This window comes from Variovorax sp. YR566, assembly GCF_051992195.1.
Classification (GTDB): domain Bacteria; phylum Pseudomonadota; class Gammaproteobacteria; order Burkholderiales; family Burkholderiaceae_C; genus Variovorax.
In genome coordinates this window covers 5,320,942-5,335,018 of record NZ_CP197092.1, presented here as the reverse complement: position 1 = coordinate 5,335,018, position 14,077 = coordinate 5,320,942, and the positions used below count along the sequence as shown (strand labels likewise).

Annotated in this window: 14 protein-coding genes; 11 read left to right on the top strand and 3 right to left on the bottom strand. The window is 66.0% G+C overall.

What is annotated here, in order from left to right; genetic code table 11:
- Window positions 1-34 precede the first annotated feature (34 nt).
- On the top strand, window positions 35-748 hold the full coding sequence (locus tag ACTG4X_RS25015; RefSeq protein ID WP_440532179.1) for a GNAT family N-acetyltransferase: 714 nt from the start codon (window positions 35-37) through the stop codon (window positions 746-748).
- Between the two features lie 10 nt (window positions 749-758).
- Here ACTG4X_RS25015 and ACTG4X_RS25010 read toward each other — a convergent pair whose 3' ends face one another.
- Window positions 759-1,676 (bottom strand): LysR substrate-binding domain-containing protein, encoded by a 918-nt coding sequence (locus ACTG4X_RS25010; protein ID WP_093058493.1) that lies wholly within the window; start codon window positions 1,674-1,676, stop codon window positions 759-761.
- 121 nt (window positions 1,677-1,797) lie between these two features.
- On the opposite strand from ACTG4X_RS25010, the gene ACTG4X_RS25005 reads away from it, so the two are divergent.
- On the top strand, window positions 1,798-3,354 hold the full coding sequence (locus ACTG4X_RS25005) for a M20/M25/M40 family metallo-hydrolase (RefSeq protein WP_440532178.1): 1,557 nt from the start codon (window positions 1,798-1,800) through the stop codon (window positions 3,352-3,354).
- 19 nt (window positions 3,355-3,373) lie between these two features.
- Here ACTG4X_RS25005 and ACTG4X_RS25000 read toward each other — a convergent pair whose 3' ends face one another.
- Window positions 3,374-4,216 (bottom strand): symmetrical bis(5'-nucleosyl)-tetraphosphatase, encoded by an 843-nt coding sequence (locus tag ACTG4X_RS25000; RefSeq protein ID WP_440532177.1) that lies wholly within the window; start codon window positions 4,214-4,216, stop codon window positions 3,374-3,376.
- Between the two features lie 23 nt (window positions 4,217-4,239).
- On the opposite strand from ACTG4X_RS25000, the gene ACTG4X_RS24995 reads away from it, so the two are divergent.
- The 7 genes from ACTG4X_RS24995 (at window position 4,240) to ACTG4X_RS24965 (ending at window position 10,861) form a co-directional block, all read left to right on the top strand.
- Complete coding sequence (locus ACTG4X_RS24995; RefSeq protein ID WP_093058490.1) at window positions 4,240-5,553, top strand: hemolysin family protein; 1,314 nt, start codon at window positions 4,240-4,242, stop codon at window positions 5,551-5,553.
- Between the two features lie 10 nt (window positions 5,554-5,563).
- Entirely contained in the window at window positions 5,564-6,541 is a 978-nt protein-coding gene (locus ACTG4X_RS24990; RefSeq protein ID WP_440532176.1) for a lipopolysaccharide kinase InaA family protein, read from the top strand.
- 28 nt (window positions 6,542-6,569) lie between these two features.
- Window positions 6,570-7,550, top strand: coding sequence for a VWA domain-containing protein (locus tag ACTG4X_RS24985; RefSeq protein WP_435460157.1), 981 nt, complete (start codon window positions 6,570-6,572; stop codon window positions 7,548-7,550).
- A gap of 7 nt (window positions 7,551-7,557) precedes the next feature.
- Window positions 7,558-8,898, top strand: coding sequence for an adenylosuccinate synthetase (locus ACTG4X_RS24980; protein ID WP_440532175.1), 1,341 nt, complete (start codon window positions 7,558-7,560; stop codon window positions 8,896-8,898).
- Between the two features lie 8 nt (window positions 8,899-8,906).
- Complete coding sequence (locus ACTG4X_RS24975; RefSeq protein ID WP_440532174.1) at window positions 8,907-9,332, top strand: hypothetical protein; 426 nt, start codon at window positions 8,907-8,909, stop codon at window positions 9,330-9,332.
- A 137-nt stretch (window positions 9,333-9,469) separates the two neighbouring features.
- A complete protein-coding gene (locus ACTG4X_RS24970) occupies window positions 9,470-9,883 on the top strand; it encodes a DUF4419 domain-containing protein (RefSeq protein ID WP_440534422.1) in 414 nt (137 codons plus the stop codon).
- 282 nt (window positions 9,884-10,165) lie between these two features.
- Window positions 10,166-10,861: an alpha/beta hydrolase gene (locus tag ACTG4X_RS24965; RefSeq protein WP_440532173.1), complete on the top strand. Its 696-nt coding sequence runs from the start codon at window positions 10,166-10,168 to the stop codon at window positions 10,859-10,861.
- A gap of 31 nt (window positions 10,862-10,892) precedes the next feature.
- Here the strand turns inward: ACTG4X_RS24965 and ACTG4X_RS24960 are convergent, their stop codons facing one another.
- Window positions 10,893-12,140 (bottom strand): MFS transporter, encoded by a 1,248-nt coding sequence (locus tag ACTG4X_RS24960; RefSeq protein WP_440532172.1) that lies wholly within the window; start codon window positions 12,138-12,140, stop codon window positions 10,893-10,895.
- A 69-nt stretch (window positions 12,141-12,209) separates the two neighbouring features.
- Between ACTG4X_RS24960 and ACTG4X_RS24955 the strand changes: the two genes are divergently transcribed.
- Both ACTG4X_RS24955 and ACTG4X_RS24950 read left to right on the top strand, forming a co-directional pair.
- Window positions 12,210-13,004, top strand: a complete 795-nt coding sequence (locus ACTG4X_RS24955) for an AraC family transcriptional regulator (RefSeq protein WP_093058483.1) — start codon at window positions 12,210-12,212, stop codon at window positions 13,002-13,004.
- A gap of 28 nt (window positions 13,005-13,032) precedes the next feature.
- The gene (locus ACTG4X_RS24950) at window positions 13,033-14,052 is read left to right on the top strand and encodes a GNAT family N-acetyltransferase (RefSeq protein WP_440532171.1); all 1,020 of its coding nucleotides are present in this window, start codon (window positions 13,033-13,035) and stop codon (window positions 14,050-14,052) included.
- Window positions 14,053-14,077 lie beyond the last annotated feature (25 nt).

Genomic DNA, 14,077 nt, shown 5'->3' with positions numbered 1-14,077 from the left:
CCTTGCCGCTCCAGCTTTTCAGAAAGACACCCGCATGCCAGTCCGCCACAACGAATTCGGCCAGTCCATCGGCCCAGACCTGCCCGAATGGACCCCGCGTTCCCTGCCGCCGCGCCGCTCCCTCGAGGGCCGTTTCTGCACCCTCGAGCCGCTCGATGCAGCAAAGCACACCGACGACCTGTACGCCGCCTACGCGCAAGCCCCGGACGGCCGCGACTGGACCTACCTGGGCATCGAGCGGCCCGCTGACATCGACAGCACCCGGGCCTACGCCGAGCGCATTGCGAAGAGCACCGATCCGATGCACTTCGCCGTCATCGACAGGCAAAGCGGCCGCGCCATTGGCTCGTTGGCGTTGATGCGTATCGACCCCGCCAATGGAGTCATCGAAGTCGGCACCGTCAATTTCTCGCCGCTGCTCAAGCACACGCCGATGTCCACCGAGGCGCAATACCTGCTGATGAAGCTCGTCTTCGACGAACTCGGCTACCGCCGCCACGAATGGAAGTGCGACAACTTCAACGAGCCCTCGAAGCGCGCGGCCCTGCGGCTGGGCTTCCAGTACGAAGGGCTCTTTCGCCAGGCCGTGATCTACAAGGGACGCGGCCGCGACACGGCGTGGTTCTCGATCATCGACAGCGAATGGCCGGCGTTGCGCACCGCCTTCGAGCGCTGGCTCTCGCCCGAGAATTTCGACGCGCAGGGCAAGCAGCGCATGTCGCTCGACAAGTTCCGCCTGCCTTCCTGAGCCTGCATCGTCACTGCGTACCGGGCGCAGGCAGCGCCTTGCACAGGAAGTCGAGAAAGGCACGCACCACCTCGGGCAGCGTGCGCCCGGCCAAGGTCTGCAGCTCGACCGAGCGCGCCCGCATGCCGCGCTCGCGAATCTCCGCGGCATGCAACTCGCCGCGCCGCACGCGTTCGCGCACCGTGATCTCCCCGGCAATCGCAAGGCCGCCGCCGTGCAGCACGAAGCTGGCGAGCGCCTCGAAACGGTTGCTCACCAGCGCGGGCTCGAACACCACTGCGCGGTTGCTGCAGGCCACGTCGAACAGCTGGCGCACGGTGGTGTCCGGCCCCGACAGCCCGATGGGAAACGGCAGCATCTGCGCCAGCGTCACGCTGCGCTGCTTCGCCAGCGGATGGTCGGGCCGCATCAGCGCGAACACCGAGGCCGCCTGGCGATGCGACACCCGAACGCCCTGTACCGCGGCGCGGCTGTAGGTGAGGCCGATGTCGGCATCGCCGAGCAGCACGGCTTCGGTCACGTCGGCGGGGTCGCAGGCCTCCAGCTCGAACTGGATGCCGGGGTGCAGCGCGCGGAACGCGACGATGGCCTGCGGCAGGAACTCGTTCGCGAAGCCCGACGAGCAGGCGATGCGTACATGCCCGCGCTGCAGGCCTTGCAGTCCCTGGATGTCGGACACAACGCGCTCGGCTTCCAGCGCACCGCGTCGCGCGTGCGCCGCCAGCAGCTCCCCGGCTGCGCTGGGCGCCATGCCGCGCGGGCGGCGCTCGAACAGCGGCACGCCCAGCAACTCCTCGAGCATGGCCACCTGCCGGCTGATGGCCGATGCACTGACGTTGAGGCGCGTGGCCGCTTCGGTCAGCGAGCCGCCGCGGACCACCTCGAGAAAGTAGCGAAGCGAGGTTTCCTGCAGGCGATGGGAGGACATGGCGGCGGACGCGGGTTGGCTGCGTTGCAAAAAAAGCAAAGATATCCCGAAAAATCGGCAATTGTTCAAAAGCACGCGTTTGCCTAGACTGCCTCGCAACTGTCACAAAGCGGATCCCGCCATGCCCTTACAGCGCAGAACCTTGCGCAGCCCGCTCGCGCTGCTCCCACTGGCCTTGCTCGCAGGCGCCTGCATGACCTGCATGGCCGCAGCCGCAGAACTTTCCCCGGCCGATGCCGAGCGCCATGCGCAGGCCACCTATCGCGAGTACTTCGAGCTTCTGTCCTTGCCCAACGATGCGATCTCGCCGGAGGACATCCGCAAGAACGTCGAATGGCTGGAGCAGGCCTTCCGCAAGCGCGGCTTCACCACGCGGCAGTTGCCCAACGACGGCAAGCCGATGCTCTATGCCGAATACCCGGGCAGCGACCCCGCGCGCAAGACGGTGCTGTTCTACATGCACCTCGATGGCCAGCCCGTCATTCCCGCGCAATGGGCGCAAAAGAGCCCGTGGACGCCCGTGCTCAAGCGCAAGGCGGCCAACGGCGAATGGGAAGAGATCGATTCGGCGCCGCTCTTCAGCGGACCGCTCGACCCCGAGTGGCGTGTGTTCGGCCGCGCGTCGGCCGACGACAAGGGGCCGATCATGATGATGCTCGCGGCCATCGACGCCCTGAAGGCCGGCGGCGGGCAGCCGGCGGTCAACGTCAAGGTGATCCTCGACAGCGAGGAGGAAAAAGGCTCGCCGTCGATCAGCAAGGTGATGCAGGCGCACCGCGACCTGCTGCGCTGCGACGCGATCGTGATCCACGACGGCCCCATGCACGCCACCAACCGGCCCACGCTGGTGTTCGGCAACCGCGGCGCGGCCAGAGCCCAGCTCACGGTGTACGGTGCCAAGGTGCCGCTGCACAGCGGGCACTATGGCAACTACGCGCCCAATCCGGCGCAGCGGCTGGCCAGCCTGCTGGCCTCGATGAAGAACGATCAGGGCCGCGTGACGGTGGCCGGCTACTACGACCACGTGAAGATCGGCGAGGCCGACCGCAAGATCATGGCCGCCGTGCCCGACGACGAGGCCGCACTCAAGCGTCGCCTGGGTATTGCCCAGACCGACAAGGTCGGCGCCAACTACCAGGAGGCGATGCAGTACCCCTCGCTGAACGTGCGCGGCATGGCTGCGGCAGCGGTGGGCGACAAGGTGGCCAACATCGTGCCCGACAAGGCCGTGGCCGAGATGGACCTTCGCACCACGCCCGACTCCGATCCGGCCTACCTCGGCCAGCTCATCCAGAAACACATCGAGCGCCAGGGCTACCACCTGGTCAAGGGCGAACCGACCGACGAGGAGCGCAGCCGCTACGACAAGCTCGCGAGCTTCTCCTACCAGAGCGAGGGCGGCGAAGCAGCGGGCTCGCAGATCGACTCGCCCGTGGGGCAATGGGCCTACAGGGCGCTGAGCGACACCTTCGGCGCCAAGCCCGAGCCGGTGCGCATCCGGATGATGGGCGGCACGGTTCCCACCGCCGAGATCGTGCGCGTGCTGCCGGTGCCCTTCGCGATCATTCCGCTGGTGAACGCCGACAACAACCAGCATGCAGCCAACGAGAACCTGCGCATGGGCAACTACGTGAGTGGCGTGCGCACCGTGTACGGGCTGATGACGCAGGCGTTCTGAGAGGTCCTTCAGCCGAGCTTCAGCCCGGCTTCTGCGCCTGCTCGCACTCGACCTGGATCAGCTCGCGCTCGTCCAGCGTCGCGCCGATGCGCACCGCACTCAGGCAGCCGCCCCACACACAGCCCGTGTCGGTCGAGAGCAGATCGGGCCGCGAGAGCCAGCCCAGCGTCGACCAGTGGCCGAAGGCGACCGTGGCGTTGGCCGTCTTGCGCCCGGGCACGTCGAACCAGGGCATGAAGCCTTCGGGCGCGGTGGCCGCGCTGTCCTTGGCATCGAACTCCATCACGCCGTCGGTCGTGCAGAAACGCAGCCGCGTCAGTGCATTGACGATGGCGCGCAGCCGGGCGCTGCCCGTGAGCGTGTAGCTCCACTGCGCCGGCTCGTTGCCGTACATCGACATCAGGAACTCGCCTAGCGCCGGCCCGCGCAGCACCGATTCGACCTCTGACGCCAGCACCAGCGTGTCGCCCACCGTCCACTGCGGCAGCACGCCGGCGTGCACCATCAGCAGATCGCCGTTGCCGATGCGCATGTGCAGCGCCATGTGCTGCTGGCGCACCCATTCGAGCAGCGCCTCGATGTCGGGCGCGGCCAGCAGCTCGGCCAGGGTGTCCTTGCGGCCGGCCTTGCGCGCGCCGTGCGCCACGCCCAGCAGGTGCAGGTCGTGGTTGCCCAGCAGGCTCAATGCCGATGCGCCGTAGCCCTGCACACGGCGCAGCACCGCGAGCGAATCGGGGCCCCGGTTCACCAAGTCGCCCAGCAGCACGATGGTGTCGCGGCTGGGGGAGAAATCGATCTTTTGCAGCAGCCGCCCGAGGGGGGCGTCGCAGCCCTGCAGGTCGCCAATCAAGTAAAGTGACATTCCCTCATTCTCTCCCTCAGTTCATGGATGTCTTCCTCCTGGCCTTGTTGACCACGCTCAACGCGTTGTTCGCAATGTCCGAAATGGCCCTTTCCACCAGCCGGCGCGCACGTCTCGCGGCATTGGCCGAAACGGGAGACACCGGCGCGGTGGCCGCGCTGAAGCTGATGGAATCGCCCACGCAGTTCCTCTCGACGGTGCAGATCGGCATCACCTCCATCGGCATGCTCAGCGGTATCGTCGGCGAGGCCGCCTTTGCCGAGCCGCTCTCGGTCTGGATGGAAAGCGTTGGCATGGGCCGCGGCACCGCCAGCATCGCGTCTACCGCGGTGGTGGTTACCTGCATCACCTTCTTCACCATCATCTTCGGCGAGCTGGTGCCCAAGCGCATCGGGCAGCTGTATCCCGAGCCCGTGGCGCGCTGGGTGTCACGCCCCATGCGCGGACTGGCCAAGGCCGCCAAGCCCTTCGTTTGGATGCTGGCGGGTGCCACTGCCACCATGCTGAAGGTGTTGCGCATCGACGCCAACGCGGCCCGCTCCGTCACCGAAGAAGAGATTTCGGCCAGCCTCGAAGAAGGCGTGGACGCCGGCGTCATCGAGCAGCATGAGCACCAGATGGTGCGCAATGTGTTTCACCTCGACGACAGGCGCCTGTCGTCGCTGATGATCCCGCGCGCCGACATCGAATGGCTCGACGCCTCCTTCAGCGTGCAGCAGGCGCTGCAGAAGGTGGCCGAGGCCGGTGCGCTCAACCTCGTGCATTCCTGGTACCCCGTGTGCCGCAACTCGCTCGACGACGTGGTCGGCGTGATCAGCGTGGCACACCTGCTGCGCCTGGGCGCCGCACACCCCGGCGTGCTCGGCCAGGAGGCCACGCCCGCCGTGTTCGTGCCCGAGACCCTCACCGGCATGGAGCTGCTGGAACAGTTCCGCGCCCGCGCCGGCCGCCTCGTGTTCGTGGTCGACGAATACGGCGTGGTGCAGGGCCTCATGACTCCGCGCGACCTGCTCGAAGCCATCACCGGCGAGCTGCAGCCCGGCATGCAGACCGACGCCTGGGCGCGCGAGCGGCCCGACGGCGTGTGGGAGCTCGACGGCCTCATGCCCGTGTCGGAGCTGCGCGCGCGCCTGGGCATCCGCGAGCTGCCCGACGAAGAGCGCAACCGGTACAACACCGTGGCAGGCCTTCTGATGGCTGTGTCCGGCCACTTGCCCGAGGTGGGCGAGCACATCGATTGCGCCGGCTGGTGCTTCGAGATCGTCGCGCTGGAAGGCCGCCGCATCGATCGCGTGCTGGCATCGCCCGACCCGGCGGCGCCCCCCAAGGAAGACTGAGGCGCGGGCCATGCTGTCGCTGCTTGCTCTCAGCTGCCCGCAATGTTCCGCGCCGCTGCCGCGCGCCGCCCGTTGGCGCACGGTGAACTGCAGTTACTGCGGTGCCACTGTCGTGCGCAGCGAGGAAACCGTCGAGCGCGAGAGCTTCCGCGCCGCGCTGCGCCGGGCCAATGCCGACGTGGCCGGCGGACGCATCCTCGCGTGGCGCGGTGTGCGCTACCGCGTGCTGGCGCCGCTGGCTACCGGCGAGCACAGCGAAGTGCTGCTGGCCGAACGCCTCGGCGCATTGCCCGAGCGCGTCACCTTCAAGCTCGCGCGAGACAGCGCGGCCAACGACGTGCTTGTGCGCGAAGGCGCGGTGCTGCAGGCCCTGCAAGACTTGTCGGTGCCCGGTGCTGCCTACTTCACCCGCCGCCTGCCGCAGCCCTTGGGTGTGGGCGTGGCCGAGGGGCTGGGCGACGGCGCTCGCCAGGCGCTGGTGCTGCGCCATCCGCCCGGCTTCTGGGGCAGCCTGCAAGACGTGCAGCAGGCCAATGCACAAGGCATCGACCCGCGCCATGCCGTGTGGATCTGGCGCCGCATGCTCGAAGTGCTGGCTTTCGTGCACGGCGCTGGCTGGACGCATCGTGACCTGTCGCCTGCGCACGCGCTCGTGCATCCGCGTGACCATGGCGTGCTGCTCATCGGCTGGTCGCGCGCTCAGCATGCGACCGGCGCGGCCCAAGGCTCCGCTGTTGCTCGCGACCTCATGCAAGCCGCCTGGACCGTGCGCGCCGTGTTGCATGGCGGCGCGGCCGGTGAGCCCGGCTTCGGCTCTCACACCCCCGCACCGCTCGTCGCCTTGCTGCGCCAGTGCAGCGAAGACGCCGCCACCTGCCGGCGCCTCGGCGCGCAGGGCATCGAGCAAGAACTCTCCGCCGCATCGCGCGAAGCCTTCGGCGCATCGAAGTTCGTTCACTTCGACCCCGCGCCGCGCGCCGGCGCCTGAACCGCAGTCATCAAGGAAGAAAAAGCTCATGGGATACGGAAACTACTCGCACGCCGCCCACACGGCGCTCATTGCCGATCGCGCCGCCAAGCCTGGCGCCGAGGTTTTCACGCAGCGCTCCACCCACCCGCTGATGAACCCGAAGGGCCTGAAGGTGCGTGAGTCTCGCGACAACGCCGACCACCCCAACTCCCTGGGCATCGTCTTCGCGCTCGACGTCACCGGCTCCATGGGCGACATCCCGCAGACCTTGGCGCGCCGCGAGCTGCCCACCTTCATGAAGCTGCTGACCGACTGCGGCGTGGCAGACCCGCAGCTCATGTTCATGGCCATCGGCGACGCCACCTCCGACCACGCGCCGCTGCAGGTCGGCCAGTTCGAGTCGACCGCAAACCTCATGGACCAGTGGCTCACCTGGAGCTATCTCGAAGGTGGTGGCGGCGGCACCGGCGAAGAGAGCTACGAGCTGGCCTTCTACGTCATGGCGCAGCACACCGACATGGACTGCTGGGTCAAGCGCAAGAAGCGCGGCTACCTGTTCGTTACCGGCGACGAGCTGCCGTACCCGGCAGTCTCGCGCCACCAGGTCGAAGGCCTCGTCGGCGAGAAGCTCGACGAGGACATTCCCATCGAAGAAGTCATCGCCGCCGCGGCCGAGACCACCAATCTGTTCTTCCTGATTCCCGATGCCCAGCGCCGCCGTCGTTGCGAACCGCGCTGGCGCGAACTGCTGGGCGATCACGTCATCTGCATGGACTCGCCCGACGACGCCTGCGCCGTGGCCGCCGGCATCGTCGCCCTCACCGAGAAGGCCGTGCCCAGCCTCGAAGCACTGGCCGGCGTGATGAGCGGCACAGGCATGGCCAAGGAGCGCGTCGGGGGCGTTCTGCATGCGCTCGACGGCTATGCCGCGCTGCTTGACCCGAGCGCATCGCGCCGCGCACCGCCGGCTGTGGCCACCGCGGCAGCGGGTCCGCGTTCGTCGTGGTGGAAGCGGCTTTTCGGCTGATGGCCGTGTGACTGCCGCCACGCGCTACGTCTCGCTGCTGGGCCTTGGATTTGGAGACTGCGGCAAGGGGCTCTTTACCGATCACCTTTGCGGCACGCTGCAAGCCCACACCGTCGTGCGCTTCAACGGCGGCGCGCAGGCCGGGCACAACGTGGTGCTGGCCGACGGGCGGCATCACACCTTCTCGCAATTCGGCGCCGGCAGTTTTCATGCGGGCGTGGGCGCTGTGCTCGCGAGCCCGGTGGTGGTGCACCCGACGGCACTGCGCGTAGAGGAAGCGGCATTGCGCCGCGTGGGTGTGGAAGACGCCTTCTCGCGTTTGCTGATCGACGCACGCTGCCGCGTGACCACGCCTTTCCACCAGGCCGCAGGGCGGTTGCGCGAATGGGTGCGAGGGGAAGGCGCGCATGGCAGTTGCGGTGTCGGTGTTGGAGAGACCGTGCGGCACGCGCTTGCTTCACCCGACGAAGCCTTGCACTACGGCGACTTGCTGCAGCCCGCACGCGCGCTTGAAAAACTGGAAGCCTCGCGCACCACGTTGCTGCGCGAGTTCGCAACCAACTCAGTTCCCTCGCATGCCGATGCTGCACAGGAACTCGCCATGCTTCGAGACGACACGCTCGCACGGCGCTGGCTTGATGCCGTGGCGCCGTGCCTTAAGCAGTCGCCACTCGCGAGTACGGACCGCATCGCTGAACGCCTCGCGCAGCCCGGCACCGTGATCTTCGAAGGCGCGCAGGGCGTGCTGCTCGACGAGTGGCGCGGGTTTCATCCGCACACCACGTGGAGCACCATCTCGACCGCAGCGGTCGAAGCCGTGCTGCGAGACGTGGGCATCGATGCGCCCGTGCAGCACCTCGGCGTGCTGCGCACCTACCTCACGCGCCACGGCTCAGGCCCGCTGCCCACGCATGACCACGCACTCGACGCGCGGCTGGCCGAGCCGCACAACGCCGATGACGGCTGGCAAGGGGCGTTTCGGCGAGGGCACCCGGACGCGGTGCTGCTGCGGTATGCGCTCGATGCGGTCGGCAAGCTCGATGGGTTGGTGGTGAGCCATCTCGACGGTATCGAAGGATCGAACCTGCGCTGGTGCTCGGGCTATCGCAGCGCAGATGGTTCGAGGCTCGACTCGCTGCCTTGCAGTGAGACGCCAAACCTCGATCACCAGCACACCCTGACGCAACAGCTGCAAGGCGTGCAGCCACTGTACGAGCCCGGCGCCATCGCCACGCCGCAGGAATGGGTCGAACGCGTCGAGACCCTGAGCGGCCTTGCCGTGCGCTACGGTGCCTTCGGTCCGACGCGTGACATGGTGCGCGCGCTGCAGCCCGTCAATCGTCTTTGAAAGACGTCATGCCCTACAACACTCCCTTGATCGTCGGCGCCGCACTCAGCGCCATCGCCGCACTGCTGCATGTCTGCGTGATCTTCGGCGGGCCTGCGTGGTATCGCTTCTTCGGCGCGGGGGAGCGCATGGCCGCAGGCGCGGCGGCCGGGCATCTGTATCCGCCCATCGTCACCTTGCTGATTGCGTGCGTGCTGGGGACGTGGGCGGCGTATGCGCTCTCGGGGGCCGGAGTGCTGCAACCGCTGCCGCTGCTGGCGTTCGTGTTGCCCGTGATCACCGCGGTGTACCTGCTGCGCGGACTCGTCGCATTGGCGCTGTTCGTCTTCGACCGGCAGCGGTTGACGGCCTTCTGGGTGTGGAGTTCGGCGATCTGCCTCGTGTTCGGCATCTTCCATCTGGTTGGGTTGGTCCAGGTGTGGGATAGGCTTTGAATTTGTCGAATGCGCGTCCGAACGGTTCGTACGCATCTGCGCATTGGTAAAAAAACGAGATGAAACAAGGGATCAAGACATGAAGAAATTCGTGGTTTCCTTTCTTTCGCTACCAGAGCGGTTCGGGTCCCTCTGAGCTGACCGGCTGGATCGTTACCTTGTTCCCCTACCTGATCGTCGATTGGAGAACCAAGGCGCTTGGGCCAAACAAGTACCTGGGCAACTGGAAGGCGCACTTCGACGCTGCGAATGCGCGCACGGGATGGCTGCGTTACGACGTGCCATCAGAAGGCCCTGGCATCCATGCGGTGCCGCAGGCGCTGGCTAGCGCGCCCGTGCGCTGCATCGATTTGCTGAACGGCTCGAAGAAAGAGCTGCGATTTGTGGCGGGTATGTTCGGCGTCTCGCAGGATGGTGACACGGGTGCGCTGTCAGCGAGCTTTGGATGGGCGGTGGTTCATGAACCGGCGGTTGATGCGGCCGCCGCCAGCCCGCTTTCCGAGCCAGTGCCTGTTCTCGATGAAGTCACGGGGAAGTGGATCGCCGAATAGGTACAGAGGTACAGGTCGTTCCGTTGAGCAAATCGATGCTGCCACTAAGATCCGTCGGCGACCGCGGTTGACAGTCTGGCTTCCACTAAAACCATCATCAAGGAACGCGACATGGAGACAAGAGGGATTCTTCGCAGGCTCATGTTCACGGCAGGTTGTGCCCTGCTGCTGGAGCTTTCAGGCTGCGGCGGAGGAGGCGGAGGCGGAGGGGGTGGCGCAGCGGTATTGCCCGTAGCTCCTGTAGTCACCACACCGCCGCCCGCGAACACCTCGAGCGGCCGGGTGGTCAGCATCTCGATGAAGTCGGATGCCACGGGCGCGACCTATCCCATCCAGTTCTATCTGCCGGCCGGATATGACAGCGCAACGTCGTCCTATCCTGCGATCTACATCACCGATGGCGACGCCGTCTACAACAACAGCGTGACGCGCTTCAAGAACTTCACGGACATCCTCGAGGCGGCGGGCAAGAAGGCGATCGTCGTTGGCATCGGCGGCACCGCGCGCCGCAACACCGACTATCTGATGCCGGGTGCCAAGGCGTACCACGACTTCCTCACCGGCCAGCTGGTGCCGTACGTCGAGTCGAACTACCGTGCCAACCCGGCCAAGCGCATGCTCTCGGGCTTGTCGAACGGCGGCATCTTTGTCGCATGCGCCTTCTTCATGGAAGGTGCGAGCCAATTCACCTTCCAGTATTTCTTCTCTTCCGAGGCGCCCTTCAACGGCGCACACGACCAGATCGATCCGCTCGAAAGCCAGATGTACGCGAGCAGCAGCGGGCGGGACATCCCCGTGACCTTGCTGCTCGGATATGGCATCGGCAACGCCGGAGGAACGGTGATCACCGCGATGTACGACCAGATCGCCAGTCGCCACTACAAGGGCCTGCAGCTGAGCGTGAAGGGCTATCCGGGCGGCCACACACCGATGGACCTGCCGTCATTCGAGGACATCGTGGCAAGGTTCATCGATTAGCAGCGCAAGCCGGTCCCCCTTCTTCCATCGATCAGTCCCGCCGGGTGCCCCTGGGCAGCAGAGCCGCCACCACGCCCAGCAGGGGCAGGTAGGCGATGGTCTGGTAGACGAAGGCGATGCTGGTGTGGTCCGCGAAGATGCCCAGCACCGCGGCGCCCAACCCGCCCATTCCGAACGCGAAGCCGAAGAACAGCCCCGACACCATGCCCACCTTGCCCGGCATCAGTTCCTGCGCATAGACCAGGATCGCAGAGAAGGCCGAGGACAGCACGAGTCCGATCACGACGGTCAGTGCCGTAGTCCAGAACAGATCGGCATGCGGCAAGAGGAGTGCGAACGGCGCTACGCCAAGAATGGACACCCAGATCACTGGCTTGCGGCCGATGCGGTCACCAACGGGCCCACCGAGCAGCGTGCCCAGCGCTGAGGCAAAGAGGAAGAAGAACAGGTGCAGTTGCGCGTTCTGCACCGTCAGGCCGAAGCGCTCCATCAGGTAGAACGTATAGAAGCTGCTGATGCCCGCCACGTAGAAGTACTTGGAGAAGATCAGCGCCAGCAGCACCGCGATGGCGCCCATCACCACCTTGGGCGGATACGGCGCCGCGGCGGCCGGCTTCTTGCGGCCGGCCGTGGCGACATGGTGCGCGGCATACCAGCGGCTCACCTGCAGCAGCAGGACGATGCCCAGCAATGCCGCCAACCCGAACCAGGCCACGCTGCGCTGGCCGAAGGGCACGATGACGGCGGCAGCCAGCAGCGGCCCGATGGCCGTGCCCGTGTTGCCGCCCACCTGGAACACCGACTGCGCGAAGCCGTGCTGCCCTCCCGAGGCCAGCCGCGCGATGCGCGACGACTCCGGATGGAAGATGGACGATCCGATGCCCACGAATGCCGCGGCCAGAAGCACGAAGCCGAAGCTGGGCGCGAAGGCCAGCAGCATCAGGCCGATCAACGTGGACATCATTCCGAAGGGCAGCGAATACGGTTGCGGCCGGCGGTCGGTGAACAGGCCCACCAGCGGCTGCAGCAGCGATGCGGTCAGCTGATAGGTCAGCGTGATCAGCCCGATCTGGGTAAAGCTCAACGAGAACTCGCCCTTCAGGATGGGATACATCGCCAGGATCAGCGACTGCATCATGTCGTTGATCATGTGCGAGCTGCTGATGCCGGCGAGGATGCCGAAGGCCGGCTTGGATTTTTGAGAAAGAGAGGCCGGATCGCTGGCCGCACCGGTCGGCGTGGCGCTGGCGTCCAAGGATGCTGCTGCGGAGGTTGTCATGGGAGAATTATCGAAAGCACCGCTGCGCCTGTCTCGCGCCAATCCACCAGAAACCCTCGCGAAAAGGACATGGACTCATCTCGCAAGCCCAAGGCCCTGCCTCAGGTGCTCAAGGAGATCGACGACGCGCCGACGCCCGTCACCGGCCGGGCCACGGACTACCCAAGCGGCTGGTACATCGAACCGCATGCGCACACCAAGCACCAGTTGATCTATGCCGTGCGCGGCGTAATGGTGGTGCAGGCCCGGGCGGGCCGCTGGGTGGTGCCGCCCACTCGCGCCATCTGGATGCTGGCCGGCATGACCCATGAGATCCGCTGCATCGGAGAAGTGCACATGCGCAGCCTACAGGTGGCGACCGATGCCGCCCCCAAACTGCTGGGCGAGACCCGGGCCGTGGGCATATCGCCCCTGCTGCGCGAACTCATCCGAGCCGCCATGGAGGTGCAGCAGCCTTACGTGCCCGGCACCCGCGATGGCCGCGTCATGCGCTTGATTCTGGACGAGCTGCGTGCCTTGCCGGTGCTGCCGCTGCACCTGCACATGCCGTCCGACCCGCGGCTGCTGCAGATCTGCGAACTGCTGCAGCAACGACTGGACGACTCCTCCACCATGGCTGATTGGGCGCGGCGCCTTGCGGTGAACGTGAAGACCATCCAGCGCCTGTTCGTGAACGAGACCGGCATGACCTTCGGTCAATGGCGACAGCAGGCTCGGCTGCTGCGAGCGCTGGAGTTGCTCGCGGCCGGCGAGAAAGTCATCGACGTTGCCCTTGCGCTGGGTTACGAAAGCCCCAGTGCCTTTGCCACAATGTTCCGCAAGCAGTTCGACCAGACGCCCAGCCAGTTCTTTGCCGAAGGCTGAGTCCTCGCGGTAATCATCGGAACGAGCCATGAAGATCGACGCATTCGACGAAGGCCTTGAGCACCGGAATATCGTCCCGTATGACCTTGCATACGCCCGAGTCTTCGCCGGGGTGAAGGAGTACGTGTGCATGCATTTGGCCAGCGTGGAACTCGTGCACATCGGGAGCACGGCGGTGGTCGGACTGCGTGGCAAGCCGATGATCGACATCACGGCGATCACCTCCCGCGATGACCTTCGGGAAGAGCAGAGGGCGTTCGAGCGCATCGGCTTCCACCGTCGGCCGGTCTGGGTCGACAGGGATGAGAAGCCGTATGTCTGCGCCTCCGTCTTACATGAAGGGCGGCGCTTCAACGTCAACATCCACATCTGCCATCGCGGCGATCCTGTTCACAAGGATTCGCTGGCCTTCATCGACATACTCAGCCGCCGCCCGGATCTGCGCAGAAAGTACGAAGAAGCGAAGGATCGCGCCCATGCGGTAGACCCGGCCAACCCCCAGGTCTACAACCGGGAGAAAGAGGCCGTGATCAAGGAGATAGAGGCGCAGATTCCAAAGGCCTCGACAAAGGAAGGATGCATGGAAGTTCATCAAGTTGGCGCTTCAGAACTCAAGGACCTTCTGGCCTTGTACAAGTATCTTCACGACGCCGATGACCCCTTGCCCGACGCCGCAACTGTCGAGGCCGTCTGGCAGGAACTGCTGGGCAACCCTCGCTACAAATACTTCGGCGGTTATGTGGGCGGCAAGCTCATCGCAAGCTGCACCCTCACCGTCGTCCCGAATCTCCCCCGCGGTTGCAGGCCCTATGGCGTGATCGAGAACGTGGTGACCCACGCCGACCATCGCAAGCAGGGACATGGCAAGGCGGTGCTTGCAGAGGCCTTGTCCTTTGCGTGGTCGCAAGGCTGCTACAAGGTCATGCTGATGACCGGCAGGAAGGATGAAGCGACCTTCCAGTTCTACGAGTCGGCCGGCTTCAATCGCAACGACAAGCAGGCGTTCATTGCAAAGGCGCCTGCCGACCAGGGCCGTTCCTTCCCGTGAGCCTCGAAACAAGGCTCATCCTCTT